Source organism: Dyella flagellata, from assembly GCF_030160275.1.
Classification (GTDB): domain Bacteria; phylum Pseudomonadota; class Gammaproteobacteria; order Xanthomonadales; family Rhodanobacteraceae; genus Dyella_B; species Dyella_B flagellata.
The window spans coordinates 82704-107485 of record NZ_BSOA01000052.1 but is presented as its reverse complement, the minus strand read 5'-3'; the positions used below and the strand labels follow the sequence as shown (position 1 = coordinate 107485).

General features: G+C 63.2%; 21 protein-coding genes and 1 other RNA gene. 12 read left to right on the top strand and 10 right to left on the bottom strand.

Going from position 1 to position 24782, the window contains the following annotated elements; genetic code table 11:
- Positions 1-100: 100 nt before the first annotated feature.
- Entirely contained in the window at positions 101-1981 is a 1881-nt protein-coding gene (locus QQJ96_RS22620) for an ATP-binding cassette domain-containing protein (RefSeq protein ID WP_284334307.1), read from the bottom strand.
- 266 nt (positions 1982-2247) lie between these two features.
- Between QQJ96_RS22620 and QQJ96_RS22615 the strand changes: the two genes are divergently transcribed.
- Complete coding sequence (locus QQJ96_RS22615) at positions 2248-3339, top strand: D-alanyl-D-alanine carboxypeptidase family protein (protein ID WP_284334306.1); 1092 nt, start codon at positions 2248-2250, stop codon at positions 3337-3339.
- A gap of 194 nt (positions 3340-3533) precedes the next feature.
- Positions 3534-4688 (top strand): Fic family protein, encoded by a 1155-nt coding sequence (locus tag QQJ96_RS22610; RefSeq protein WP_284334305.1) that lies wholly within the window; start codon positions 3534-3536, stop codon positions 4686-4688.
- A 297-nt stretch (positions 4689-4985) separates the two neighbouring features.
- Here the strand turns inward: QQJ96_RS22610 and metK are convergent, their stop codons facing one another.
- The 5 genes from metK to QQJ96_RS22585 form a co-directional block, all read right to left on the bottom strand.
- Positions 4986-6188, bottom strand: a complete 1203-nt coding sequence (gene metK, locus QQJ96_RS22605) for a methionine adenosyltransferase (protein WP_284334304.1) — start codon at positions 6186-6188, stop codon at positions 4986-4988.
- Between the two features lie 235 nt (positions 6189-6423).
- On the bottom strand, positions 6424-7254 hold the full coding sequence (locus tag QQJ96_RS22600) for a class I SAM-dependent methyltransferase (RefSeq protein WP_284334303.1): 831 nt from the start codon (positions 7252-7254) through the stop codon (positions 6424-6426).
- A gap of 56 nt (positions 7255-7310) precedes the next feature.
- The gene (locus QQJ96_RS22595) at positions 7311-8249 is read right to left on the bottom strand and encodes an alpha/beta hydrolase (RefSeq protein WP_284334302.1); all 939 of its coding nucleotides are present in this window, start codon (positions 8247-8249) and stop codon (positions 7311-7313) included.
- Between the two features lie 69 nt (positions 8250-8318).
- Complete coding sequence (gene dusB / locus QQJ96_RS22590) at positions 8319-9305, bottom strand: tRNA dihydrouridine synthase DusB (RefSeq protein WP_284334301.1); 987 nt, start codon at positions 9303-9305, stop codon at positions 8319-8321.
- Positions 9306-9349: 44 nt separating this feature from the next.
- Positions 9350-10609, bottom strand: coding sequence for a nucleoside permease (locus tag QQJ96_RS22585; protein WP_284334300.1), 1260 nt, complete (start codon positions 10607-10609; stop codon positions 9350-9352).
- Between the two features lie 222 nt (positions 10610-10831).
- Between QQJ96_RS22585 and QQJ96_RS22580 the strand changes: the two genes are divergently transcribed.
- The gene (locus QQJ96_RS22580) at positions 10832-11461 is read left to right on the top strand and encodes a homoserine/threonine efflux transporter (protein ID WP_284334299.1); all 630 of its coding nucleotides are present in this window, start codon (positions 10832-10834) and stop codon (positions 11459-11461) included.
- A 72-nt stretch (positions 11462-11533) separates the two neighbouring features.
- Here QQJ96_RS22580 and QQJ96_RS22575 read toward each other — a convergent pair whose 3' ends face one another.
- From QQJ96_RS22575 to QQJ96_RS22560, 4 genes are read right to left on the bottom strand one after another with little or no spacing between them, the layout of a single operon-like run.
- The gene (locus tag QQJ96_RS22575) at positions 11534-12127 is read right to left on the bottom strand and encodes a uracil-DNA glycosylase family protein (RefSeq protein ID WP_404649195.1); all 594 of its coding nucleotides are present in this window, start codon (positions 12125-12127) and stop codon (positions 11534-11536) included.
- Positions 12124-13494, bottom strand: a complete 1371-nt coding sequence (locus QQJ96_RS22570; RefSeq protein WP_284334298.1) for an FAD-binding oxidoreductase — start codon at positions 13492-13494, stop codon at positions 12124-12126. The genes QQJ96_RS22575 and QQJ96_RS22570 overlap by 4 nt, the downstream gene beginning before the upstream one ends.
- 9 nt (positions 13495-13503) lie before the next feature.
- On the bottom strand, positions 13504-13860 hold the full coding sequence (locus QQJ96_RS22565; protein WP_284334297.1) for a YraN family protein: 357 nt from the start codon (positions 13858-13860) through the stop codon (positions 13504-13506).
- The gene (locus QQJ96_RS22560; RefSeq protein WP_284334296.1) at positions 13860-15710 is read right to left on the bottom strand and encodes a penicillin-binding protein activator; all 1851 of its coding nucleotides are present in this window, start codon (positions 15708-15710) and stop codon (positions 13860-13862) included. Before QQJ96_RS22560 ends, QQJ96_RS22565 begins: the two co-directional genes overlap by 1 nt.
- A gap of 83 nt (positions 15711-15793) precedes the next feature.
- Here QQJ96_RS22560 and rsmI point away from each other — a divergent pair, with 83 nt between their 5' ends.
- From rsmI to mraY, 9 genes are all read left to right on the top strand, one after another.
- Positions 15794-16621 carry a 16S rRNA (cytidine(1402)-2'-O)-methyltransferase gene (gene rsmI, locus QQJ96_RS22555; RefSeq protein ID WP_284334295.1) on the top strand — a complete coding sequence of 276 codons (828 nt, stop codon included), beginning with the start codon at positions 15794-15796 and terminating at the stop codon, positions 16619-16621.
- 66 nt (positions 16622-16687) lie between these two features.
- Positions 16688-17052, top strand: an RNA gene (gene rnpB / locus QQJ96_RS22550) — RNase P RNA component class A.
- A gap of 314 nt (positions 17053-17366) precedes the next feature.
- Complete coding sequence (mraZ, locus tag QQJ96_RS22545; protein WP_284334294.1) at positions 17367-17813, top strand: division/cell wall cluster transcriptional repressor MraZ; 447 nt, start codon at positions 17367-17369, stop codon at positions 17811-17813.
- Positions 17814-17863: 50 nt separating this feature from the next.
- Entirely contained in the window at positions 17864-18784 is a 921-nt protein-coding gene (rsmH, locus tag QQJ96_RS22540) for a 16S rRNA (cytosine(1402)-N(4))-methyltransferase RsmH (RefSeq protein ID WP_284334293.1), read from the top strand.
- A complete protein-coding gene (gene ftsL, locus QQJ96_RS22535) occupies positions 18781-19053 on the top strand; it encodes a cell division protein FtsL (RefSeq protein ID WP_284334292.1) in 273 nt (90 codons plus the stop codon). The genes rsmH and ftsL overlap by 4 nt, the downstream gene beginning before the upstream one ends.
- Positions 19054-19124: 71 nt before the next feature.
- Positions 19125-20870, top strand: coding sequence for a peptidoglycan D,D-transpeptidase FtsI family protein (locus QQJ96_RS22530; protein WP_284334291.1), 1746 nt, complete (start codon positions 19125-19127; stop codon positions 20868-20870).
- Positions 20867-22345, top strand: a complete 1479-nt coding sequence (locus QQJ96_RS22525) for a UDP-N-acetylmuramoyl-L-alanyl-D-glutamate--2,6-diaminopimelate ligase (RefSeq protein WP_284334290.1) — start codon at positions 20867-20869, stop codon at positions 22343-22345. The genes QQJ96_RS22530 and QQJ96_RS22525 overlap by 4 nt, the downstream gene beginning before the upstream one ends.
- Positions 22342-23709, top strand: a complete 1368-nt coding sequence (locus QQJ96_RS22520) for a UDP-N-acetylmuramoyl-tripeptide--D-alanyl-D-alanine ligase (protein ID WP_284334289.1) — start codon at positions 22342-22344, stop codon at positions 23707-23709. The genes QQJ96_RS22525 and QQJ96_RS22520 overlap by 4 nt, the downstream gene beginning before the upstream one ends.
- A complete protein-coding gene (gene mraY / locus QQJ96_RS22515; RefSeq protein WP_284334288.1) occupies positions 23699-24781 on the top strand; it encodes a phospho-N-acetylmuramoyl-pentapeptide-transferase in 1083 nt (360 codons plus the stop codon). Before QQJ96_RS22520 ends, mraY begins: the two co-directional genes overlap by 11 nt.
- The last annotated feature ends 1 nt before the right edge of the window (position 24782 follow it).

Here is a 24782-nt window from a genome sequence, read left to right as displayed (position 1 = left end):
TGACGGTGTTCGGCACGCGTAGGCTGGGATGGAATCCCAGCACCAGCATGACGCGGGCAAGCTGGGATTGTCATCCCAGCCTACTTGAAGCGTTACTGGATTAACCTTCCAGTTCTGCCCACCGCGAATATGCCAAGTCCAGCTCGGCCTGCGCTTTGGCCAGCGCTTCGTTCGCATTCTGAATTGCCGCGTTGTCCTGCTGGAAGAACGAGGGATCGTTCATGGCTTCGGCGCGCTTGGCGATTTCGGTTTCCAACTGTTCGATGCGTGCAGGCAACTGTTCCAGTTCGCGCGCATCCTTGAAGCTGAGTTTGCGTTTGGACTTTTCGCTGTTCGGCGCGACCGGCGTTACATCGGATTTTGCTGGCTTGGCCGCAGCGGCCGACATTTCGGCGGATGGACGATTCAGCGGCTTCTGCCGCAACCAATCGCTATAGCCACCCACGTACTCGCCCACCTGACCTTCGCCCTCCAGCACCAGCGTGCTGGATACCACGTTGTCGAGGAATTCGCGATCGTGCGACACCAGCAGCAGGGTGCCTTTGTATTCGGTGAGCAGCTCTTCCAGCAGTTCCAGCGTTTCGACGTCAAGGTCGTTGGTGGGTTCGTCCATCACCAGCAGGTTGGATGGTTGGGCGAACAGCTTGGCCAGCAGCAGCCGATTGCGTTCGCCGCCGGAGAGACGCGTGATCGGCGCGCGGGCACGTTCGGGCGAGAACAGGAAATCCTGCAGATAGCCGATGATGTGTTTGCGCTGGCCGTTGAGTTCGATGTATTCACGGCCTTCTGCCACATTGTCCAGCGCGTTCAGGGCATCGTTGAGCTGGGCGCGGTGCTGGTCGAAATAGGCGATCTGCAGACCGGTGCCCAGGCTCGCTTCGCCGCGCAGGGGCTTGAGTTCGCCGAGCAATATCTTCAACAAGGTACTCTTGCCGGCGCCGTTCGGGCCGATGATGCCGACGCGATCGCCGCGCATGATCGCGGTGCTGAGGTCGTCGATCAGAACGCGCCCGGCATACGCCTGATGGACGTGATCAAGCTCGATGACCTTCTTGCCGGAAGCCTGTGCATTGGCCAATGCCATCTTCGCGTTGCCGCCCAGTTCGCGGCGTTCGGAGCGCTCGCGCCGCATGGCTTTCAAGGCGCGTACACGGCCTTCATTTCGCGTACGGCGTGCTTTGATGCCCTGGCGAATCCACACTTCTTCCTGCGCCAGCTTTTTGTCGAACAGCGCATTGGCTTGCGCTTCGGCGTGCAGGCGTTCTTCGCGGCGGCGCAGATAGTTGTCGTAGTTGCCCGGCCAACTGGTGAGTTGACCGCGATCGATCTCCACGATGCGGGTGGCCAGTGCGCGCAGAAAGCTGCGATCGTGCGTAATGAATACGATGCTGCCTTCGAACTGCTTGAGGAAGCCTTCCAGCCAGCCGATCGCTTCGATGTCCAGGTGGTTGGTCGGTTCGTCCAGCAGCAGCACATCCGGTTTGCGCACCAGCGCCTGCGCCAGCAGCACGCGGCGCTTCATGCCGCCGGACAGCGCGGCAAAATCGGTATCGGCGGGAAGCTCCAGCTTGGTCAGTACGTCGCTGACGCGGCGATCCAGATCCCAGCCATGCCGCGCTTCGATCTGGTCCTGCACCTCTCCCAGCGCATCCAGGTCGCCTTCGGCAAGCAGATGGTGATAGCGCGCGAGCAGCCGGCCCAGATCGCCCAGGCCTTCGGCTACCACGTCGAAGACGCTGCCAGCCGTCGCCTGCGGCACCTCTTGCGCCATGCGGGCGACAACTACGCCGCTTTGCAAGCGCACTTCACCGTCGTCGGGCTGCAACTCGCCGGCGATCAGTTTCATGAGGGTGGATTTGCCTTCGCCGTTGCGACCGACGATGCACACGCGCTCGCCGGCATCGATCGACAGATCGACGTGTTCGAGCAGAAGAGGGCCGCCGACACTGAAGTCGAGGCGCTGAAGCTGGATCAGGGACATGCCGCTATTGTACTGGCTCGTTCTTTGCATTCCTCTGTCGGGAGTCGGCGAAAGCTTCGCTTAAAGAAAATGTCGCCAACTGCCGATCTGGACTTTAGGCGACCGTCACCGGGGCATAACGAAATTTTACGCTTCTGGGGCCGGTAAAATTTATAAAAACATGTACTTAGCATGGCTGATTAAAGCTTTTCCTCTGGAATTTGCGGTCGTCATGCATTAAGGTTGCGCGACGCGGGGGCAATACCGCGGTTTGGGAGTGAAGGGCCGTGGCAAACATCCAATCCATCCAGCCAATGCTGTTGCTCAACCGGCTGTGGAGCCTGGTCGCGGCGATGCTGTTGTTGGCGCTTGCCGGTTACGCCGGGGTGGCCCACGCGGGCTATGCCGCCATTGTGATCGATCCGGCCACCGGCGAAGTGCTCAGCGCGGTCAACGCGGACGAGCAGAACTACCCGGCCTCGCTTACCAAGATGATGACCTTGTACCTCACCTTCCAGGCGCTGCAGAGCGGCAAGCTGAAGGTGGATCAGGATCTGCCGGTGTCCAGCTGGGCCGCCTCGCGTGCGCCGACCAAGCTGGGATTGCGCTCCGGCCAGACCATCTCGGTCAACGACTGCATCCTCGGCATGGTGACCAGGTCGGCCAATGACGCGGCGACTGTGGTGGCCGAGAGCCTGGGCGGCAACGAGGGCCACTTCGCCGACATGATGACGGCCCAGGCAGTGCTGCTCGGCATGACATCCACCCATTTCGCCAACGCCAACGGCCTGCCGGACCCGAACAACACTTCCACCGCGCGCGACATGGCCAAGCTCGCCATGGCACTGTATCGCGACTTTCCGCAGTACACGCATTATTTCGCGACCAAGGAATTCGTGTTCCGCGGCCAACTGATTCGTGGCCACAACAACCTGATGGACCGCTATCCAGGCATGGATGGCCTGAAGACCGGTTTCACCGATGCGTCCGGTTTCAACCTGGCCTCCACCGCAGTACATGATGGGCGTCGCCTGTTTGCCGTGGTGCTCGGCGGCCGCAGCGCCTCTGCCCGCGACAACCTGATGGCCCGCCTGCTGGACGATGGTTTCGACAACCAGCCCACGCCTGAAGTGCTGGTCGCCCGGGCCGGCGTGCCCAGCACCACCCGCCGCGTACTGGCGGCGTTGTCGCCGATCGATACGGCCGAAGCGGATGAAACGGCGCCGGCGCATCGTCGCGCTTCGCATGGCTGCACACGGCACCGGGGCAAGACTTGCCCGCGCGTGGCCAAGTCCCACGGCAAGTCCACCACCCGGCTGGCGCATCGTCACAAGGCCAAGAAGGTGGTGTTGGCTTCCTCGGGCGATAAAGGCGGCTGAGCCGTAGTACTTAGCGAATTGTCCGACGTGGGGTGCGGACTACTGAATCTCCTCATCTGATCGCTTCAATTTGCGGTGCGATATCCTGCTACGCTATTAAAGGTGTTTTTAATAGCGTCTTGGATTGTTCAAAGACCTTTTATTTAAGCTTTGGGTAATTCAAGGGACCTTGAATAAGTCACGGCAAAGCATCTATGGATCGGGCTACAGGTAAGTACGTCACTTCGATTGTTGGGGGCGAAAACGTCGAAGCGTTTTTGCCTTTCAGCCTTCCCCCAACAGACCCAAAACTTCATCCGGCTAGCTATCAAGGCAACGCAGCGGCCGAGCAGTCGCTTGGACGCTTGAAGGCCATGACCGGCCTGGTGGCATCCGGCGAATGGCTCATCTACAGCGCCATTCGTAAGGAAGCACTGCTAACCTCGCAAATAGAAGGCACACAGGCGACGCTGACGGATCTGCTCGACGAGGAAGCCGGCATACAGGTCGCGCATTCGAGCGACGTCGGCGACGTCACGAATTACCTTCGGGCGTTCGAATATGTGCGCGGCGAACTGACCAGCGGGAATGGGTTGCCCATTTCCACTCGTTTGCTATGCAATGCACACAGGATTTTGATGCAAAGTGTCCGCGGCAACACAAAGCAGCCGGGGGAGGTGCGCACTTCACAAAATTGGATTGGGGGCACCCGGCCCGGCAACGCGGTTCATATTCCCCCGCCGCACCAGGAAGTACCGCGTTTACTAGGTGAATTGGAAAACTATATCCATCGCAAGTACGAGGGTTCGGCGGACTTGCCGCCTTTGGTCCGTATCGCGCTGATTCACGCGCAATTCGAGACGATTCATCCGTTTCTGGATGGTAACGGGCGTATCGGTCGTCTGCTTATCGCCGCTTTGTTGGAAGACTGGAAGATCCTGCCGCAACCCTTGTTGTATGTGTCTGGCCAGCTCAAGGCGCATCAAGCCGAATATTACCGTCACCTGTCGAACATTCGCGCCAATGGTGATTGGGAAGGCTGGGTGGCGTTTTTTCTGGAATGCACCACTCAAGCGTCTGAAAACGCGCTGGCGAACATCATCAATATTGCGACGCTCATTGCCGAAGATCGTAAGAAAGTTATGCTTGCCGAGGGCGGTACGGTTCAGTCGATTCGTCTTTTTGAGAGCTTGCCGACGATGCCACGGCTGACCATGGATCGCGCAGCGAGGGCACTTGAAGTGACCTATCCGACCGCCGCTGCTGCTGTGAAGCTGCTGGAACAGGCGGGCATCCTGGTGGAAACGACGGGCAAGAAACGTGGCCAGGAGTTCAGCTACAAGGGTTACATCGATCTACTGAAAAATTAGAGGTTTTACGATTTCTTTGCGCGGTCGTTCCAGGGCCCCGGGCTGTCGCTGCCATATTTGCAGGTAATCCATCCGATAGCCCCGCCTGGTCATCACGCCCGTGGCTGATGAAGCCGATGGAGGCGTCGTTCTCGGGTATGGTCGGAACAACATGCCTACACCTAAAAGCAAGATTGCCGCAGCGTACGGGTGATGTCTTCCCCTCAGGGCATGCGGTAGTGTGTTATCGCCTGCGTCACAAAAAGAAAGCGGGCCGCATCGCGGCCCGTTTTCGAATGCAAGGCTGGAACTTGGCGCTTACTTGAGCTTGGCGTCCGCGCGCAGCTCGTCGGCCTTGTCGGTCTTCTCCCAGGAGAACGCCGTGAAGGTGTTGCCGTTGGCGTCCTTCAGCTCGTACGGCGCGCGGCCGAAGTGGCCGTAGCTGGCGGTCGCCTGGTACATCGGATGAATCAGGTCGAGCATCTTGATGATGCCGTACGGGCGCAGGTCGAAGTGCTTGCGGATCAGCTTTTCGATCTTCTCGTCGGCGATCTTGCCGGTGCCGAAGGTGGTGACCGAGATCGAGGTGGGTTCGGCCACGCCGATGGCGTAGCTCACCTGCACTTCGCAGCGGTCGGCGATGCCGGCGGCCACGACGTTCTTGGCCACGTAGCGCGCGGCGTAGGCGGCTGAACGGTCCACCTTCGACGGGTCCTTGCCCGAGAACGCGCCGCCGCCATGACGGGCCCAGCCGCCGTAGGTGTCGACGATGATCTTGCGGCCGGTCAGGCCGCAGTCGCCCACCGGGCCGCCGATCACGAACTTGCCGGTCGGGTTGATGTGGAACTTGGTGTTCTTGTGCAGCAGCTTGGCCGGCAGTACCGGCTTCAAGATGTGCTCGCGCACCGCTTCGACCAGGTCCTTCTGCTTCACGTTCGGATCGTGCTGGGTGGACAGCACCACGGCGTCGATCGCGGTGGCCACGCCGTTTTCATAACGCAGGGTCACCTGGCTCTTGGCATCCGGGCGCAGCCACGGCAGCGGGGAATTCTTCTTCTTGCGGACCTTGGCCTGCTGTTCCACCAGGCGGTGCGAGTAGTAGATCGCCGCCGGCATGAAATCCTTGGTTTCATTGGTAGCGTAGCCAAACATCAGGCCCTGGTCGCCGGCGCCCTGTTCTTCGGGCTTCTTGCGGTCCACGCCCTGGTTGATGTCGGGCGACTGCTTGCCGATCAGGTTCAGCACGCCGCAGGTCTCGCCGTCGAAGCCGACGTCGCTGGAGTTGTAGCCGATGTCCACGATCACCTTGCGGGTCAGCGCTTCCAGGTCGATCCAGGCGCTGGTGGTGACTTCGCCGGCAACGATGGCCACGCCCGTCTTCACCATGGTCTCGCAGGCCACGCGGGCACGCTGGTCCTGGGCCAGGATAGCGTCCAGTACGGCGTCGGAAATCTGGTCGGCGACTTTGTCCGGATGGCCTTCGGAGACCGATTCGGAGGTGAAGAGGTAGTTGCTCGTCACGGCTTATATCCTTCTTTACGGATAAAGAGATGGAAAGGGGAATTGCGCATCATACACGCACTAACCCCGGGTTTCACTGCCCAGTCTGGCATATCCGTATGACGGGTGAGGGCGGGATTCAGGCGTGTTGCGCCGGGACGGGGCGAGCGCGGAACCGAGCCCTCCCCGGGGTAAGGAGAGGGCGTGGATCGACGCTCGGAAGGGGGCAATTGGCGGTGTCGGGAGGGATCGCCGCTCAATACACCGTAGCCCTTGCCTGTACGAACGCGAAGAAAAACACGGCGTTCGGATCATTGCGCACCGCCTGCATTTCGTTGCGCATGCCTTCCACGGTGGTCGTATCGGTCTTGCCGGTGGCGATAAGCTGCTCTGCGGCCGAAAGCAGCAGTTCTTCCCAGAACTCGATCATCTGCTTGCGGCGCCCCGGCTGGCGGTTGTCCAGATGGACGCTCTTCACCTCGGTTTGTACATCGCGATAGCCGCCGGCGAGCAGCAGGTTGCCGAGCTTGGCGCCGATGAACGGGTCGCCGCCGCTGTCGTACTGGTGGTCGTTGAAGGCCATCCAGTAGCGCAGCAGGTTGGGCGAATAGGGATCGAGAAAGAACGAGGAATTGAGCACTTCGGTGATGTACGCCACCGCGCCGGGCGCAAGTACGCGGCGCACCTCGCTAAGTACGCGCGCCGGGCTGGGCACGTGTTCGAGCACCCAGCACAGATACGCCGCGTCAAAGCTGCGATCGGCGAATGGCAAGTCGGCGGCATCGGCCTGGCGCAGGGCAAAGCGCGATTCGCACCAGGCCTTCGCGGAGAGATTGCGCTCCGCCGCCGCCAATTGCGCGGTCGAGAGGTCGATACCGGTAACGTGCAGGTCCGGAAAGCGCCGCAGCAGAATTTCCGTCTGCGCCCCCACGCCGCAGCCTACTTCCAGCAGGCGTGTCGCATCGCCGTAGTCGATGTGGTGGAACAAGCTGCTTTCGAACATGCGCGCTTGCCGCACCAGGCGCAGCTGTTCATCGCCGGAAAAGCCATGAATGTAGGGAAAGTCACCGGTAGCGATGCTGTTCATGACGAATCGTCCGCCAAAGGAGGGGCGTTGGACCGGCTTAGGCCGCCTTTTCTACGTTACTCCCCGTCACTGCGGAGTGCAGGATGTTGTCCCCGTGCCGCCGCCGGGTGTGTCTGGATGAAATGCAGCACATCCTCCAGCGTGGGCGCATCGGCACGGAACGGCCGGGACAAGGCAAAAACCAGCGCATTGTGCCCCGTGCCTGGATACATGCGCAAAGTTACGTCCTCCTGATGCGTCGCCAGCGCATGGGCCAGCGACAGGGCATTGGCCGGATCGACTTCGCGATCGGCGCTGCCCTGCAACAACAGCATTGACGGCTCCGCTCCGTGCACGAAACGCACCGGCTGTGCGCGGGCTTGCGATGCCGCATCGCGGCCGAACATGCCAAGCATGTCTTGCTCGTTTGCCGGAATCGGCATGAAGTCGTAGCAGCCGGCAAGGCCGATAAAGCCGGCCAGCTGGTCCGGATGCAAGTCATATGGCGCCAGCCAAGAAGCATCGGTGGCGAGCAATGCGCCGATCTGCCCACCGGCCGAGTGTCCCATGATGAAAAGATCGTCCGGAGCGCCGCCCAGCGTTTCGGCGTGACGGTATGTCCATGCCACGGCGCGCGCTGCGTCCTGCATGAAGCCGTCCATTTTCACCTGCGGATACTTACGGTAATCGGGGATTACCACCGTGATGCCGTGCGAGGCCAGCGCCGTGCCCACGAAGCGATACCAGCTGCGCTCGCCGTGCACCCAGCTGCCGCCGTAGAAGAACACCACGATCGGCACGTGGCCGGCTGTGACCGGGCGATAGATGTCCAGTTTCAACCCATGCGCCGGATCGAACACGACGCCGTGCTGCGTTTCGATCCCCGAGCGCCGATTGGTGGCGTTCAGCCCGGCGAACAGGGTGCCTTCGCAGCCGCCGAGCAGGAACGCAATGCTCAGTACAACGGTGCATCGAATTGCATAAGCCAGCCAGCGAGGTCGGGGCGAATGGGTCATGGCGCGGTGATCTGAAACGACCCGGCGATGATGCCTGCATGGACGCCGCAAGGGCTTGCGACCGGAGTATTAGGCAGCGATGCGCCAGTTATCCTGCAGCGCCTGGAAATATTCGCAGGTCAACTGCCACTGATCGCGTGCATTTTCCGCGCGATTGACTATGTCGCGAAACGCCTGGTTTTCGGGCCGGTCTTTCGCATACCAGCCAAGATGCTTGCGCGCGATGCGCACACCGGCGTGTTCGCCATAGAACGCGTAAAGATGCTCCAGGTGGCCGAGCAAGATGGCGGAAACCTCCGCTGGAGACGGTTCGGGCAGCCTTTGGCCGGTGGCGAGGTAATGGGCAATCTCGCGAAACACCCAGGGTCGGCCTTGTGCGCCGCGGCCGATCATCACCGCGTCGGCACGGGTGGCGTCCAGCACGTGCCTGGCTTGCAGCGGTGTGGTGATGTCGCCGTTGGCCAGTACTGGAATGCGCACAGCGGCCTTCACGGCAGCAATGGTGTCGTATTCGGCTTCGCCTTCGTATTTGTCGGCACGCGTGCGACCGTGCACGGACAATGCGGCGATGCCGTTATCTTGCGCAATGTGGGCAATGTTGAGCGCGTTCTTGTGCTGGCGATCCCAGCCGGTACGGATTTTCAGCGAGACCGGCACTTCCACCGCATCCACCACGGCTTTGACGATGCGCGCCACCAGCGGCTCGTCCTGCAGCAGGGCCGAGCCCGACCACACGTTGCAAACCTTCTTGGCGGGGCAGCCCATATTGATGTCGATGATTTGCGCGCCATTGGCCACGTTGAAGCGCGCCGCTTCCGCCAGCATGCCCGGGTCGTAGCCGGCGATCTGCACGCTGACCGGTTCCGGCTCGCCCTCGTGGTCCATACGCTTGAGCGATTTGCGCGTTTGCCACAGACGCGGATCGGCCGTAGTCATCTCGGACACGGCAAGGCCCGCACCCAGCCGTTTGCACAGCAGGCGGAAGGGCTTGTCGGTGACCCCGGCCATGGGGGCGAGTACCACGGGCGGGTCGATGCGGTAAGGGCCGATCTGCATCCGGGCATTGTAGCGCCGGGTACGTGGAATAGATCAGAGCATCCCTAGTGGGCAGGCAGCTCCTCAAGTGCCTCAGGAACGTGCTTGTGCTTGAACAGAACCGCGAACAGCCCTGCCACGATCAGCGAATAGGCCGCGAACGCCAGCCAGATGCCGTGCCAGTCCCGCGAATGGTCTGGCCGGGTGAAAAACGTATCGATCATCACGCCGCTGAGGTAGCTGCCCAATACCGCGCCGATGCCATTGACCATCAGCACGAACAGCCCTTGCGCGCTGGCGCGGATGGCCGGATCGCTCTGGCCCTCCACGAACAGGGAGCCGGAGATGTTGAAGAAGTCGAAGGCCATGCCGTAGACGATGCACGACAGCACGATCATCCACAAGCCGTTGCCGGGATCGCCGAATGCGAACAGGCCAAAACGCAGCGTCCACGCCAGCATGCTGATCAGCATGACCGTCTTGATGCCGAAACGCTTGAGGAAGAACGGAATGGCCAGGATGAACAGCGTTTCGGAGACCTGCGAGATCGACATGATGATTGCCGGATAACGCACGGCGATCAGGTCCTTGTACGCGTCCACGTGCTCGAAGTCGTGCAGGAAAGTGTCGCCATAGGCGTTGGTCAACTGCAACGACGCGCCAAGCAGCATCGCGAAAAGGAAGAAGACTGCCATCTTGGCCTGCTTGAACAGCGCGAATGACGTCAGCCCCAGCACGTCCAGCCACGAGCGGTGGTCCTGGCCGCGCAAACGAGGCGGGCAGGGCGGCAGGGTGAACGCGTAGACACCCAGCAGCAACGATGCGCCCGCGGCGACGTAGAACTGACCAGTAGTCGTTTCCAGGTGCAGCAGACTCACCATCCACATGGCCGCGATGAAACCCACCGTGCCCCACACGCGGATCGGCGGATAGACGCGCACCACGTCCGCGCCATCGCGCTTCAATGCGTTGAAGGCGACGGCGATCGCGAGCGAGATGGTGGGCATGTAGCACATCATGTCCACCAACATCACCCAGAACAGGGTGCCGGGGTGATCGATCTCCGGCACGATGCACAGCACGGCCGCGCCAGCGATATGCAGGCAGCCATACAGGTGCTCGGCGCGCATCCACTTGTCGGCCACCACGCCCAGGATCGAAGGCATGAACAATGCGGCCAGTCCCATGGTCGAGAAGATCGCGCCGAACTGGGTGCTGGACCAATGCCGGTTCTCGAACCAGTAGGCGCCGATGGTGATCAGCCAGGCGCCCCAGATGAAGTACTGCAGGAAGTTCATCGCTATGAGTCGCAACTTCAGGCTCATGGGCTGGCTTCCTGCATGGTTTGCTTTCCCCTGGGAGTATCGGTCTGTTTGTCGACCCGCGGACGTTCCGGCCTGCGCCGGAATGATGGGCCGTCACTTGTCTGGCAGGGATGGCCCATGCCCGGATTTTCGGCAGCGTAGAGGAAGCCCAGCCCGGCCAGCAAGGTTCGCCGCGGCAGACGGTGCCGCTACACTGCACCCCAAGTTTGCCGGAGCGACCCCATGAGCCTGTTCATCACCATCGCGATCGTCCAGATCCTTGCTCTGATGATCCCCGGGCCGGATTTCTTCTTCGTCTCGCAGACGGCGGTGAGCCGTTCGCGGCATGAGGCCATGGCCGGTGTGGCCGGCATTGCCTTTGGCGTGGCGATATGGGCGGCGCTGGCCTTGCTCGGCCTGCAACTGCTGCTGCAAAAGCTGATTTGGTTGGAGCGCCTCATTTCCATTGGCGGCGGCCTTTACCTGTGCTGGATGGCGGTGAAGCTGCTGCGGGCGGCCGTGTCCAAGCCAGCCGAGGCGATAACCGCGGCACCCGTGCAAGTCTTCGTCGGCGCCTGGCGTTCCCTGCGCAATGGCTTGTTCACCAATCTTTCCAATCCGAAGGTGGTGATCTATTTCGGCAGCATCTTCTCGGCGCTGGTCGGTGAGGGCGTGTCATCGGCTACCCGCTGGGGCTTGTGGGCAATGGTGGTGGCCGAAACCTTGCTATGGTTTTCCTTCGTGGCCGGATGTTTCGCCTTGCCGGTGATGCGCCGCGGCTATCTGCGCATCAGCCGCTGGATCGATGGCTGCGCAGGGGTGGCATTCATGCTGTTTGGCCTGCATTTGATCTTTTCGCGCCGCGCTGCGTAAAGCGTAGGCTGGGATGCCAATCCCAGCTTTGCCGTGCATGCGGCATCGCGATGCTGGGATTGGCATCCCAGCCTACAAAACCCGTTTGACTCTCTCTCGCAATACCGGCAGCAGCTCCGCTTCGAACCACGGATTGCGCTTGAGCCACGCCTGGTTGCGCGGACTGGGATGCGGCAACGGCAGGACTCCGTCCGCGAGATGTTCGCGCCACGCGTGCATGGTATCGGTAAGTGATGCGCCACATCGCATGCCGAGTACGCCGGCCTGCGCGTACTGGCCAATGGCCAGTGTCAATTGCACTTGTTTAAGTAGTGGCAGCACGCGCGGGTGCCACGTAGGTGCGCATTCGGGCCGGGGCGGCAAGTCGCCGTTGCGGCCGCTGCCTGGAAAACAGAACCCCATCGGCACGATGGCGATGCGTTGCGCGTCGTAGAAGATTTCGCGATCAATACCCAGCCAGCCGCGCAAGCGATCGCCGCTGACATCGTTGAACGGAATGCCGGTCGCATGGACTTTGCGTCCGGGCGCCTGGCTCACGATCAGCAAGCGTGACGATGCACTGGCTTGCACTACCGGCCGCGGCCCGTCCTGCAGATGCGCGGCGCACAGCCGGCACGCGCGTATTTCGGTGAGCAAGGCGTCCAGCGAGTCGGACGGCTTTTTCACGGCAGCAGCTTGCCGGGATTCAAGATACCGTCCGGGTCGAAGGCCGCTTTCACATTGCGCATCAGCTGAAGCGTGGCCGGTTCCAGCGCCAACGGCATGAATTCCCGTTTCACCAGTCCGATGCCGTGCTCACCGGACAAGGTGCCCTGCAGCGCAATCACCAGCGCGAACACTTCAGCCAGACAGGCGCGTGCGCGTTCGCGCTCCGCTTCGTCGCGCGGCAACAGGTTGACGTGCAGGTTGCCGTTGCCGGCATGCCCGAAGGTAACGACCAGTACGTCGTGCTTGCGGGAAAGTTTGCGTATGCCGTCTACCAGTTCGGGTAGATGGCTGACCGGTACCACGACGTCCTCGTTGATCTTGTTCGGGGAGATCGTGCGTTGTGCGGGAGATAGGGCCTTGCGGGCAGACCATAGCGCCTGTGCCTCCTCAGCTGTTTGCGCGACGCTCAGTTCCTCCAATCCTTCGCCATGTGCAGCGCGCGATACGGCAGCCACGGCCGCAGGCAGCGTTTCGGGTTCGCCGTCCACCTCGATCATCAGCATGGCACCGGCGAGCGGAACATCGCCGCCGGCGTGATCGTGCGCGAGTTTCAGGGCAACGTCGTCGATGAATTCCAGTGCGCACGGCGTCACCGGCTGCGCCATGATGCGTGCTACCGCATGTGCGGCACTGCTGACGTCGCGATAGGTGGCGCGCAGCGTCCGCAAGGCTGATGGCTTGGGTGTCAGCTTGAGCGTGGCTTCGGTCATCAGCGCCAGCGTGCCTTCCGAGCCGATCAGCAAACGGGTGAGGTCATAGCCGGTGGCGCCTTTGCTGGTATAGGTACCGCAGCGAAAGCTTTCGCCCGTGCCGGCGACTGCACGCAAGCCAAGCGTGTTTTCGCGCGGGCTGCCGTATTTCACCGTGCGCGGTCCAGCCGAATTGCAGGCGAGATTGCCGCCGATGCTGCACCATGGCGATGAGGTCGGGTCGGGTGGCCAGAAAAAACCGTGCGGTGCGAGTGCGCGCTGCAGGTCGCCGTTCAATACGCCGGGCTCGACCACGGCGAAACGATTGTTCGGGTCGATGCGCAGAATGCGGTTCATCCGTTCAAAGCTCAGCACCACGCCGCCTTCCACCGGTACGGTAGCGCCAGTGGTATTGGTGCCGCGCCCACGCGCGATCACCGGCACGCGATGTTTGCGACAGGTGCGGACCAGCGTTTCCACCTGTGCGTGCTCCCGGGCGAACACTACTGCGTCGGGTAGGGCGTTACGGCGCGAATTGTCGTAGGCGTAGGCGACGCGCTCGGCTTCGTGAGTGGAGCACGCGCCTTCGCCGAAGGTGGTGTGCAAAATGTCCAGCAGGGAGGCAGGCAGGGTCATGGCACGCTTCTACTCCGCCTCAAACGCGTTTCGCAACCACTCCATTTTCGCACTGTCGCGCGGCCCGTCGTACGTCACCACGTCGAACCGGCAAGCCCGTTGTGCATCTTTGGGATGAGCGGCCAGCCATAGCTGAGCGGTCCGCACCAGCTTGGCCTGCTTGGCGGCGGTGATCGACATGGCTGCATCGCCGAACCCCGATCGAATCCGGTGACGTACCTCGACGAATACGAGGGTGTCGCCGTCGCGCATCACCAAATCCAGCTCGCCGTGGCGCGTCGTGTAGTTGCGGGCCAGCAGTTTGAGTCCGGCCCGCTCAAGGTCCTCGCAGGCGCGCTGCTCGAACGCGCTTCCTGCCGCTCGCATCAACCACCGTTCGGTTGCGCGGAGGGCATCGGTGCGCTGCTGGCCGGTGCAGGTGCGCTGCTTGCCGGAGCGACGCCGCCTGGTGCGTTGTCCATTTCCAGGCTGCTGTTGATCGGCCGCGCCACGCCGTCTTGGAACTTGAGCCAGGTCAGCACGCGCTTTACATGGCCGAAGGTATCGACGGCAAGCTGGCCGGTGGCGCCCGGCAGATAGCTGCCGGTATGGCTGCGTAGCCAGTCCAGATAGGGCACGAGGTTCCACGCGTCCATGCCGAATGCGAACAGCTGGGACGTACCGGCCCGCGCGGCAGGCAATTGCCCGGCAACGTCGTGATAGCCGGGGAGGCCGGTTTGCGCGTCGAACAGCCATGGCGCACCACAGAATTCCACGCCTTCAAGATCACGATCGGCAGTGGCGTTATCGCTGCCGCCATAGATGTGCGAGGTGCCGAACACGGGCAAGTTGATGCGCTGCACGCGCAATTGCGGCAATAGCATGCGCGCTTGCTCCGTCCGCATGCTGATGAAGATGCCCGCGTCGGTGCCGGCGCTGCCGACATTCAAGGCGTTGATGGCGTCGCTGTCGTTGACGCCGCTCGCGGGCAGCTGCGCGTTGCCGGCGATCTGGCCGCCCTTGGCCTGCAGCTCAGCCTTGAACGCCGCCGCGGCTCGCTTGGCGAAATCGTCGCCGGAAATAAGCACGTAGGCGTTGTGCAGGCCGCGCTCGACCATGTGGTCGGCGGCTTGGGCGCCTTCGTCTTCCGGCATCAGGGCGAATTCGCTGGCGGTTCCGGCGGACAGGTTCCGGTTATCCACATGATTGAGGGCGAGTACCGGCACCGGCAGCGAAGATTGGCCGAGCACGCCCACCACTTCCGTGCGCAGCAGCGGTCCCACTACCATCTGGGCACCATCGCTTACCGCCTGGTTGTAGGCCTTGATGGCGCTGGCGGCATTGCCGCCGCTGTCGTACACGCGCACCGTGGCGCGCGGCGCATGCGTATCGGCGGACTGGAAATACGCGGTGAAAAAACCTTCGCGAATAGCCGCGCTGACGGAAACAAGGCCATCATTGTTAGGCAGCAGCAACGCGACGCGTGCCGGCATCTTGTAGCCTTCGCGCACGCTGGCGCTGCTGCCAGGTACCAGCGTACCGACGGCTTGCTCAAGATTCGGCTGGGTTTGCGCGACGGTCACGCCGAGACGGCCGAGCGCTTCGTTCACCCACGGCAGCATGCGATCACCCGGCTGCATGGCGGCGGCACGCTGCTTGAGCGGATCGGCGCCGAGCTTGGTCAGCAGGATCAGCGCCTGGTCGCGATTCTGCGCGCGATCGGCGCCGTGCAAGGTGTCGTCCAGTTCGATGCGGCTACGGGCCGCGCCCCACAGATCACCAGTGCCGGCAAGCGCATCGGCACGCAAGATCAGCAAGCGCGGGCGCAGATTCGGCGGAACATTCAAGTTCGGCTGCGTGGTAAGTCTGAGCGCGGTGCTTGCGTCGCGCTGGCGCAGCGCGATCTCCGCACGCAGCAGATCCATGCGCACGGGTTCGTCGTCGGCAAGCTTGTCACGATCGATGCCCGCGACGATGGGCGCGGCGCGATCGAGCGCGTTTTCCTCGCGATAGGCCTCGGCGGCCAACAACTTATAGTGATCCGCGCGGCTGGGCGATTGCGCGGCGAGGGCCATATAGGCTTGTGCGGCCTGGTCGAGCTGCCCCTGGTTGGCCAGGTTGGCGGCCTGCTGCGCGGCGGCGATTTCGGCGGGCGAGCGCGGCACCACGGCAGGCACGCAAGCGCTCAACACCAGAGCAATCAGCAGTCCTGACGCGACAACACGACTCGGGCGCATGGGGTTCCTACATCACCGGTGGCAATTGCGCGATCATAGCCGATCGCATCAGGGCTACGCCGCGAAGGGTTACTTCAAAATCTATGTCCAGCAAACAGATGGGCTGCCTGTGGGTGGTGGCGACACCGATCGGTCATCGCGATGACATATCCGCGCGTGCCATCGAGACCTTGCGCAAGGTCTCGCTGATCGCCGCCGAGGACACCCGGCACAGCCGTCCCATGCTGCTTCAGCACAACATTGGCACCCAGCTGGTGGCTTTGCACGAGCACAACGAGCGCGAAGCAGTCGCATCCATCGTGCGGCGACTCGAACAGGGTGAATCGGTAGCGCTGATCTCCGATGCCGGCACGCCGCTGATCAGCGACCCGGGTTTTCGCCTCGTACGCGCCGCGCGTGAGGCGGGCATTCGCTGTATTCCGGTGCCGGGGGCGTGCGCCGCCATCGCGGCGTTGTCCGTGGCGGGACTGCCAAGCGATCGCTTCGTCTTCGAAGGTTTTCTTCCGCCCAAGTCCGCGGCGCGTCGCGGTCGTCTGGAAGAACTTGCGGGCGATCCGCGCACGCTGATTTTTTACGAATCCTCACATCGCATCGTAGAAAGCCTGGCCGACATGCGCGAGGTCTTCGGCGCCGAACGCGAAGCCGTGCTGGCGCGCGAACTTACCAAACTGTTCGAGACGGTGATCGGAGAGCCGCTGTCGCAACTGGCAGCGCGTGTTGCCAGCGACCCCGACCAACAGCGCGGCGAGTGCGTGATTCTGGTCGCCGGGCGCGGCGAGGAGGCTGATGCGAAACTCGCCGAAGGTCAGCGCGTGTTCGCGATCCTGCGCGAGGAATTGCCGCCCTCCAAGGCGGCAAAGCTGGCCGCGGCGATCACCGGGGCGCCAAGAAAGCAGCTTTATCAAGAGTGAGCAGGGGTGTGGCGTCGCCTGCGCGTTTTTCGTCTTGTCGCTTAAAGTCCCGCTATAATTCGCGGTGGAGTCGGCCGGGCAGTCGCGTCGCGCCTAGTGCGCGTCGAGGAAAGTCCGGGCTCCATAGGGCAGGGTGCCAGGTAACGCCTGGGCAGCGCGAGCTGACGGCCAGTGCAACAGAAAGCAAACCGCCGATGGCCCCAACGGGGCACAGGTAAGGGTGAAACGGTGCGGTAAGAGCGCACCGCGCGCGGGGTCAACGCCGCGTGGCACGGTAAACCCCACCCGGAGCAAGACCGAATAGGGGAACGATAACGCGGCCCGCGTTGTTCCCGGGTAGGTTGCTGGAGCCAGGCGGTGACGCCTGGCCGAGAGGAATGACTGTCGCGCCGCAAGGCGTACAGAACCCGGCTTATAGGCCGACTCCACCCTCTTCAGCTGTAGGCGTTGCCGCCCGATGGATGTCGGGCGGCACGCCGGCATGGACTAGGCGGGCATGAACGGACGGTTCATGCACGGCCCTTGCCGGTCGCCCGAATCGGGCTGCCAGGAAACGGGCGCCGGAGACAAAAAACCTACCATGATCAAGCACCTTGGAAAGCTTCCTCGAAATCGCTGGAATTTTGGCCACACTGTTGCCTTTCTCCTTGATTCACAAGCAAAAAATCCTTGACAGTCTCAGGGGGCGAGACTATCGTGGGGCCCTGTGTGAAATCGTGGGATTTCGTGGGAGTTCTCGAGGGTCGTGTTCCAGGGCGAGACCGCCATCACTGTCGATGACAAGGGCCGGCTGGCTATCCCGACCGCATATCGGGAACTGGTTGCGGACGCTTGCGCCAATCGGCTGGTGATCACCTACAACCCGTTCGAGTCGGGCTGCCTCTGGCTGTTCCCGCAAGCCGAATGGGAGCGGGTGCGTGACCAGGTCGTTGCCTTGCCGAACGTCAAAGCTGTGCACCGTGCCTTGCAGATGAAGCTGGTCGGTGCGGCGGCGATGGTGGAGCCGGACGGCGCCATGCGCATCCTGCTGCCGGGTAGCCAGCGTACGGCGGCAGGCATCGAGAAGAAGGCGGTATTGCTAGGCATGGGCAACAAGTTCGAGCTGTGGAGCGAACAAGCCCACCTGGCCAAGATCCGCCAGACCATCGGCGAAGACGAAATCAGCGACGACATGGCGGACCTGCGTCTGTAGACCGTGATGGTCCGGCGTGGGATGGATGCGAACAAGAGCGGGAGTGCGGCATGGCTGAGCGTCAGCACATCCCGGTGATGCTGAATGAAGCGGTGGAGGGTCTCGCCGTGCGGGCAGGCGGGCGTTATCTGGATGGCACCTTCGGACGCGGCGGTCACGCTCGCGCGGTGCTGTCGCGCCTGGGGCCCGATGGCCGCCTGCTGCTGATGGATCGCGATCCGCAGGCCATCGATACCGCGCAAAGCGCGTTTGCCAACGATCCGCGCGTGTCGATCCGTCACGCGAATTTCTCCATGCTGGCCGAATGGGATGCAACAGCGGCGGGTTTGGATGGCGTGCTGCTGGATCTCGGGGTGTCCTCGCCACAGCTGGACGAAGCCTCCCGCGGCTTCAGCTTCCTGGCCGATGCACCGCTGGATATGCGCATGGACCCGACGCAAGGCGAAAGCGCGGCGGATTTTCTCCAGTTCGCCGATGAGCGCGAAATCGCCGACGTGCTGTGGCTGTACGGTGAAGAGCGCTTCAGCCGCAAGATCGCCCGTGCCATCGTCGAGCTTCGCAAGGAATCGCCGATTGCGCGTACCGGCGAACTCGCCGCCTTGGTGGAGCGCCTGATTGGCCGGCGCGAACCGGGCAAGCATCCGGCCACACGCACATTCCAGGCCTTGCGCATTCGCGTGAATGGCGAATTGGACGCACTGGAGCGCGGGCTCGATGCGGCGCTGGAGCGGCTCAAGCCAGGTGGCCGCATGGCAGTGATCAGTTTCCACTCGCTGGAAGACCGCATGGTGAAGCAATTCATCCGCGATCATTCCGGCCGCGTGCAGGGCAGCCGCCGCGGTCCGCCGGTCGCAGCGGCACCCGCCAGGCTGGCGGCCGTGGGCAAGGCGCAGTTCCCCTCCGAGGCCGAGCAGACGGCCAATCCGCGCGCGCGCTCGGCCGTGCTGCGCGTGGCGGAGAAGCTTGCATGAGGGCCGTCGGCATCTTCAGCCTGCTGCTCCTGTTGGCCTCGGTAATGGCTAGCGCGATTGCCGTCGTGTGGACGCGCCACCAGAGCCGTTCGCTGTTCGTGCAGCTTTCGCAGCTGCAGGGCCAGCGCGATGAATTGAATATCGAATACGGCCGGCTCGAACTGGAGCAGGCTACCTGGGCCGAGCCACGCCGCATCGACAGCGAAGCGCGCACCAAGCTCGGCATGTTTGCGCCGCGTCCGCAGGACGTACAGCTGGTGCGGCAGTGAACCGGCAGCAGCCCCCTGGTGCCAAGTTCGCTGCGAGGCGCACAGCTGCCGGTCCTAGTGCGCGCCGACGCATGTCGCTGGTAATCGGCATACTCGGCCTGGCGTCGGCGGGGCTGGTAGCGCGCGCCTTCGATCTGCAGGTGGTGCGCAAGCAGTTCTATCAGGACCAGGGCGACGCACGCTTCCTGCGCGTGATGCCGATCGCCGTGTCGCGTGGCACGATCTTCGATCGCAACGGCGAGCCGCTGGCGGTGTCGACGCCGATGGTGTCCATCACTTGCGTCCCGTCCGAAGTGCTCGACAACGCCGATCGAATTCCCGCATTGGCGCAGGCACTGGGCACCAACGCGGACGAGCTGAAGTCGTATCTGGAGCAGCGCGCCGATCGCGACTTCACCTACCTGCGCCGCCAGATGAGCCCGGATGCAGCCCAGGCCGTGCTTGCGTTGGGCGTTCCCGGCGTAAACGGACAGCGCGAATACAAGCGCTACTACCCTTCGGGCGAAGTGACCGCGCACGTGCTCGGCTTCACCAACATCGATGACCACGGCCAGGAAGGGCTGGAACTGGCTTTTGACAACTGGCTGGCGGGCAAGCCGGGCGCCAAGCGCGTAATTCGCGATCGCATGGGTCGCGTCGTGGAAGACGTGGAGCAGGTGCATGCACCGCAGCCCGGGCAGAACCTCACACTCAGCATCGATCGCCGCATCCAGTTCCTCGCCTATAGCGAGCTGAAAAAGCAGTTGCAGGATCTCGACGCCGATTCCGGTGAAATGGTGGTCCTGGATATACGCACTGGCGAGATTCTCGCCATGGTGAGCTTGCCCACTTACAACCCCAACGCCGTCACCGGCAGTCCGCTCGCGGCGCGCCGTAACCGTGACGTGACCGACGTCGTGGAGCCCGGCTCCACCATGAAGCCGTTCACCATGGCGGCCGGCCTTGCAAGCGGCAAGTACACACCCACTTCGCCGCTGGTGGACACCGGCAACGGCCACTGGATGTTCATGGGCAAGGACATCCGCGACGTGGAGTCCGGCGGCAACGGCCTGCTCACCCCCACCGGCGTGCTCACCAAGTCCAGCAACATCGGCGCGGCCAAGATCGCGTTGTCGCTGGATACCAAGTTCGTCTATGACACCTATCGCGCGTTCGGCTTCGGTGAAAGCACCGGCAGCGGCTTCCCCGGCGAATCGGCCGGATTCCTGCGCCCAGGCCGAAGCTGGCGTCCGATCGAAAAAGCGACCATGGCCTATGGCTATGGCCTCAACGTCACGCCATTGCAACTGGCTGTTGCCTACGCCACGTTGGCCGACGGCGGCATCATGCATACGCCCACCTTCATCAAGGGCGGCGGCGAGGCAGGCAAGCAGGTCGTCTCGCCAACCATCGCGCGGGAACTGGTGGACATGCTGGAGACGGTGACGGCACCGGGCGGTTCGGCCACCCGCGCGCAGATCCCCAACTACATCGTCGCCGGCAAGACCGGTACGGCGCATTTGGCCTCGGCCGGTGGCTACGCCAAGAACAACTACAACTCCTTGTTCGCCGGCATCGTGCCGGCCACCGATCCGCGCCTGGTCGGTGTGGTGGTGGTCAACAACCCCAAGAAGAACGCCTATTACGGCGGCGTGGTTTCCGCGCCGGTATTCCCGCTGGTGATGACCGGCGCGCTGCGCTTGCTTGATATACCGCCGGACAACATCGGGCGCTGGTATGTCGGCGGTCCGCTGCAGGCTGGCGGGGGCCTGGCTGGTACCGCACCGGCGCAGAGTGCGCAGGACGATCAATCCGCGGTGGAGGCCGTCGAGCCATGAGCGGCCAGCGCCTGGATCATTTGCTGCAAGGCATCGCCGAGACGAAGGCCACGGGGCCTGTTGTCGTTTCCGGGCTTGCGCTCGATTCGCGCAAAGTACAGCGCGGCGACGCGTTTTTTGCGCTGCGCGGTACGCGTGGCCATGGCATCGAATTCGTGCAGGGCGCGGTGCAGCGCGGCGCCAGCGTGGTGCTGGCCGAAGCCCCTGCGCCGGCGGGCCTGCAAGACCCGGGTGTGCCGGTGCTGTGGATCGATGGCTTGCACACCTTTGTCGGCGAAATTGCCGCGCGCTTCTTCGGCCGCCCGTCCGAAGCGATGTGCGTGATCGGCGTCACTGGTACCAACGGCAAGACTTCCACCGTGCAATTGCTGGCGCAGGCGCTGGATCATCTAGGGTCTCGCGCCGCCACCATCGGCACTCTGGGTGCAGGCCTGCATGGGCACCTGCGCGAAGGTGAACGCACCACGCCGGATGCGATCGCCGTGCAGCAGCTGTTCGCCGAATTCCGTCGTGATGGCGCTACCCACGTGGCGATGGAAGTGTCATCGCATGCGTTGGAGCAGGGGCGCGTCGCCGCTACCGCGTTCGAAGTGGCGGCCTTTACCAACCTCACGCGGGATCACCTCGACTATCACGGCAGCATGGATGCCTACGGTGCCGCCAAGGCCCGGCTGTTCGCATGGCCGGGGCTGAAGGCGGCCGCGATCAACGTCGATGACGCCTTTGGCCGCGAGTTGGTGCGCAAACTGCCGGCCGGGGTGCGCGCATGGCGACTGAGCAGTGCTGGCGATGGGGAGGCCGACATCGTGGCCAGCGACATCGTCACTTCCGCGGAGGGCACGGCCTTCGTGTTGCGTACGCCGTGGGGCGCAAGGCATATCCGCAGCCACCTGCTCGGCCGCTTCAACGTGGCCAATCTGTTGGCCGTGATCGGTTGTCTTGCCGCGCTGGGCGAATCGTTCGAGCGCATCGCCGCAGCGGTCGAAGCCCTGGAGCCGGTGAATGGCCGCATGAACCGCATCGGCGGCCTGCAAGGGCTGCCGCTGGTGGTGGTTGATTACGCGCATACGCCCGATGCGCTTGAGCAGGCGCTGAAGTCGCTGCGTGCGCATTGCGATGCGAGGCTGATCTGCGTGTTCGGCTGCGGTGGCGAGCGTGATGCGGGCAAGCGTCCTGAGATGGGCGAAATCGCCGAGCGTCTGGCTGACGTCGCGATCGTCACCGATGACAACCCGCGCGGCGAAGACGGTGACGCCATCGTCGCGCAGATTCTGGCCGGCATGGCTCGGCCGCAGGCAGCCACCGTACTGCGCGATCGCGAAGCGGCGATCCGCGCGGCACTGGAAATAGCGCGTACCGGAGATGTTGTGTTGATTGCCGGCAAAGGCCACGAAACCTACCAGGAGAGCGCCGGCGGCAAGCGTGCGTTCGATGACATGGCGGTAGCGCGGATTGCGCTGGGAGCACGCGCATGATGCGGCTGAGCGCCATCGCCATGTGGACGCACGGACAGTTGCACGGCGCCGACGCCGAAGTGACCGGCGTGGAAATCGATTCGCGCAAGGTCAAGCCGGGCGATATGTTCGTCGCGTTCAAGGGCGAGCGTGTGGATGGCCATAATTATCTCGCCGATGCAAAAGCGCGCGGCGCCGTGGCCGCCCTGGTCGAACATCGGGTGGAAAGCGAGCTGCCGCAGGTCGAAGTCGAGAGCGCCGAACTGGCGCTGGGCGATCTGGCCAGTGCGGTGCGCGCGCAGCGCAATGCGCGGGTGATCGGCATTACCGGTTCGAACGGCAAGACCACGGTGAAGATGCTCACTGCCTCGATCCTGTCGCTGCACGGCCGCACGCACGTAAACACCGGCAGCTTCAACAACGAGATCGGTCTTCCGCTCACGCTGCTGTGGATGCCAGAAGATGCCGAATATGCCGTGCTCGAAATGGGCGCCGGCAAGCCTGGCGACATCGATTATCTGGCTGCCATCGCCAGGCCCGATATCGGCCTCGTCAACATCATCGCGCCCGCGCATCTTGAGCGGATGGGTACGATCGAGATGGTGGCGGAAACCAAGGGCGCGGTGTATCGCGCGCTGCCGGCCGATGGCGTGGCGGTGATCAACGCCGACGATGCCTTCGCCAGCTTTTTCATGGGTCTCGCCGGAGGGCGGCGCGTACTGCGCTTTGGCCTGGATCACAAGGCCGATGTCGGTGCGGAAATCCTGGAGCAGCGCGTCGACGGTTCGCGTTTCGTGCTGAGTACGCCGCACGGTGATGCCGAAGTGCAACTGCCGCTGCCGGGCCGCCACAACATCGCCAATGCCCTCGCCGCTAGTGCGGTTGCGTTGGCCCTGGAGGTTCCGCTCGACACCATCGTTGCGGGGCTGGCGCAAGCGAGCGCCGTCGAAGGACGCCTCAACCGCATCACGATGCCGGAAGGCTGGACGCTGGTCGACGATAGCTACAACGCCAATCCGAGTTCCATGCACGCGGCGATCGATACGTTGGCGCTGGCTGCGGGCGAGCGTTGGCTGGTGCTGGGCGACATGGCCGAGCTGGGCGCGGATGCGCGCGCGCTGCACGCCGGCGTCGGGCGCCATGCGCGTGAGCGCGGCATCGATCGGCTGTTCTCGGTCGGGCCATTGAGTGCGGCGGCGGTCGAAGCCTTCGGGGCGGGCGGCAATCATTTCGCCAATAAAGCCGCCCTGATCGATGCCCTGCGCGCCGAATTGCGCGCCGGCGTCACTTGCCTGGTAAAGGGCTCGCATTCGGCGGGCATGGAACAAGTCGTGGTTGCGCTCAAGAACGGTCCAACGAAGGAGGGCGCACACGATGCTGCTTGAACTGGCCGAATGGTTCGCACGGCATTTCGCCACGCCGCACCTGTTCCAGTACATCACCTTCCGCACGATCATGGCGGCGCTCACCGCCATGGCGATGTCGCTGTTGTTCGGTCCCGCGCTGATCCGCAAGCTCGCCGCGCTCAAGGCCGGCCAGGTGGTGCGCAAGGAAGGCCCGCAGTCGCATCTGTCGAAGGCCGGTACACCCACCATGGGCGGTGTGATGATCCTGCTGTCCGTGGCCGTTGCCACTTTGCTTTGGGTCGATCTGAACAACCGCTATGTGTGGCTGGTGTTGCTGGTGCTGCTTTGCTACGGCGCGATCGGTTTCTACGACGACTACCGCAAGCTGGTGCTCAAGGACAGCCGCGGCCTCGCGTCGCGCTGGAAGTATTTCTGGCAGTCGGTGTTCGGCGTCGGCGCGGCGTGGTTTCTGTTTCACACCGCCAATCTGCCTTCGGAAACGGCGTTGTACGTGCCGCTGTTCAAACACGTGGCCGTCCCGTTGGGTGCGTTTTTCATCGTGCTCGCCTACTTCATGATCGTGGGCTTTTCCAATGCGGTGAACTTGACCGACGGTCTGGACGGCCTGGCGATCATGCCGACGGTGCTGGTCTCGGGCGCGCTGGGCATCTTCGCGTATCTCGCCGGCAACCGCGTGTTCTCCGAATACCTGGGGATTCCCTCCATTCCCGGCGCGGGCGAGCTGGCGATCTTCTGCGGCGCGCTGTCCGGTGCCGGCCTCGGATTCCTCTGGTTCAACACCTATCCCGCGCAGGTATTCATGGGCGATGTGGGGGCGCTGGCCATCGGCGCGGCGCTGGCGGCGATCGCGGTGATCGTGCGGCAGGAAATCGTGCTGCTGATCATGGGCGGCGTATTCGTGATGGAAACGGTGTCGGTGATGATGCAGGTCGCCAGCTTCAAGATGACCGGCAAGCGCATCTTCCGCATGGCGCCGATTCATCATCACTTCGAATTGAAAGGCTGGCCCGAGCCCCGGGTCATTGTGCGGTTCTGGATCATCAGCGTGGTGCTGGTGCTGATTGGCTTGGCGACGTTGAAGGTGCGCTAGA

What these genes read in the sequence shown, in the direction of transcription:
- QQJ96_RS22585 (WP_284334300.1), bottom strand. Translation starts at nt 10,609, where the DNA reads ATGAGCCTGAAGTTGCGACTCATAGCGATGAACTTCCTGCAGTACTTC.
- QQJ96_RS22595 (WP_284334302.1), bottom strand. Translation starts at nt 8,249, where the DNA reads ATGACCCATTCGCCCCGACCTCGCTGGCTGGCTTATGCAATTCGATGC.
- QQJ96_RS22525 (WP_284334290.1), top strand. Translation starts at nt 20,867, where the DNA reads ATGAGCGGCCAGCGCCTGGATCATTTGCTGCAAGGCATCGCCGAGACG.
- QQJ96_RS22560 (WP_284334296.1), bottom strand. Translation starts at nt 15,710, where the DNA reads ATGCGCCCGAGTCGTGTTGTCGCGTCAGGACTGCTGATTGCTCTGGTG.
- dusB (WP_284334301.1), bottom strand. Translation starts at nt 9,305, where the DNA reads ATGCAGATCGGCCCTTACCGCATCGACCCGCCCGTGGTACTCGCCCCC.
- ftsL (WP_284334292.1), top strand. Translation starts at nt 18,781, where the DNA reads ATGAGGGCCGTCGGCATCTTCAGCCTGCTGCTCCTGTTGGCCTCGGTA.
- QQJ96_RS22620 (WP_284334307.1), bottom strand. Translation starts at nt 1,981, where the DNA reads ATGTCCCTGATCCAGCTTCAGCGCCTCGACTTCAGTGTCGGCGGCCCT.
- QQJ96_RS22610 (WP_284334305.1), top strand. Translation starts at nt 3,534, where the DNA reads ATGGATCGGGCTACAGGTAAGTACGTCACTTCGATTGTTGGGGGCGAA.
- QQJ96_RS22565 (WP_284334297.1), bottom strand. Translation starts at nt 13,860, where the DNA reads ATGCGAGCGGCAGGAAGCGCGTTCGAGCAGCGCGCCTGCGAGGACCTT.
- QQJ96_RS22600 (WP_284334303.1), bottom strand. Translation starts at nt 7,254, where the DNA reads ATGAACAGCATCGCTACCGGTGACTTTCCCTACATTCATGGCTTTTCC.
- QQJ96_RS22570 (WP_284334298.1), bottom strand. Translation starts at nt 13,494, where the DNA reads ATGACCCTGCCTGCCTCCCTGCTGGACATTTTGCACACCACCTTCGGC.
- mraY (WP_284334288.1), top strand. Translation starts at nt 23,699, where the DNA reads ATGCTGCTTGAACTGGCCGAATGGTTCGCACGGCATTTCGCCACGCCG.
- rsmH (WP_284334293.1), top strand. Translation starts at nt 17,864, where the DNA reads ATGGCTGAGCGTCAGCACATCCCGGTGATGCTGAATGAAGCGGTGGAG.
- rsmI (WP_284334295.1), top strand. Translation starts at nt 15,794, where the DNA reads ATGTCCAGCAAACAGATGGGCTGCCTGTGGGTGGTGGCGACACCGATC.
- QQJ96_RS22530 (WP_284334291.1), top strand. Translation starts at nt 19,125, where the DNA reads ATGTCGCTGGTAATCGGCATACTCGGCCTGGCGTCGGCGGGGCTGGTA.
- QQJ96_RS22580 (WP_284334299.1), top strand. Translation starts at nt 10,832, where the DNA reads ATGAGCCTGTTCATCACCATCGCGATCGTCCAGATCCTTGCTCTGATG.
- QQJ96_RS22520 (WP_284334289.1), top strand. Translation starts at nt 22,342, where the DNA reads ATGATGCGGCTGAGCGCCATCGCCATGTGGACGCACGGACAGTTGCAC.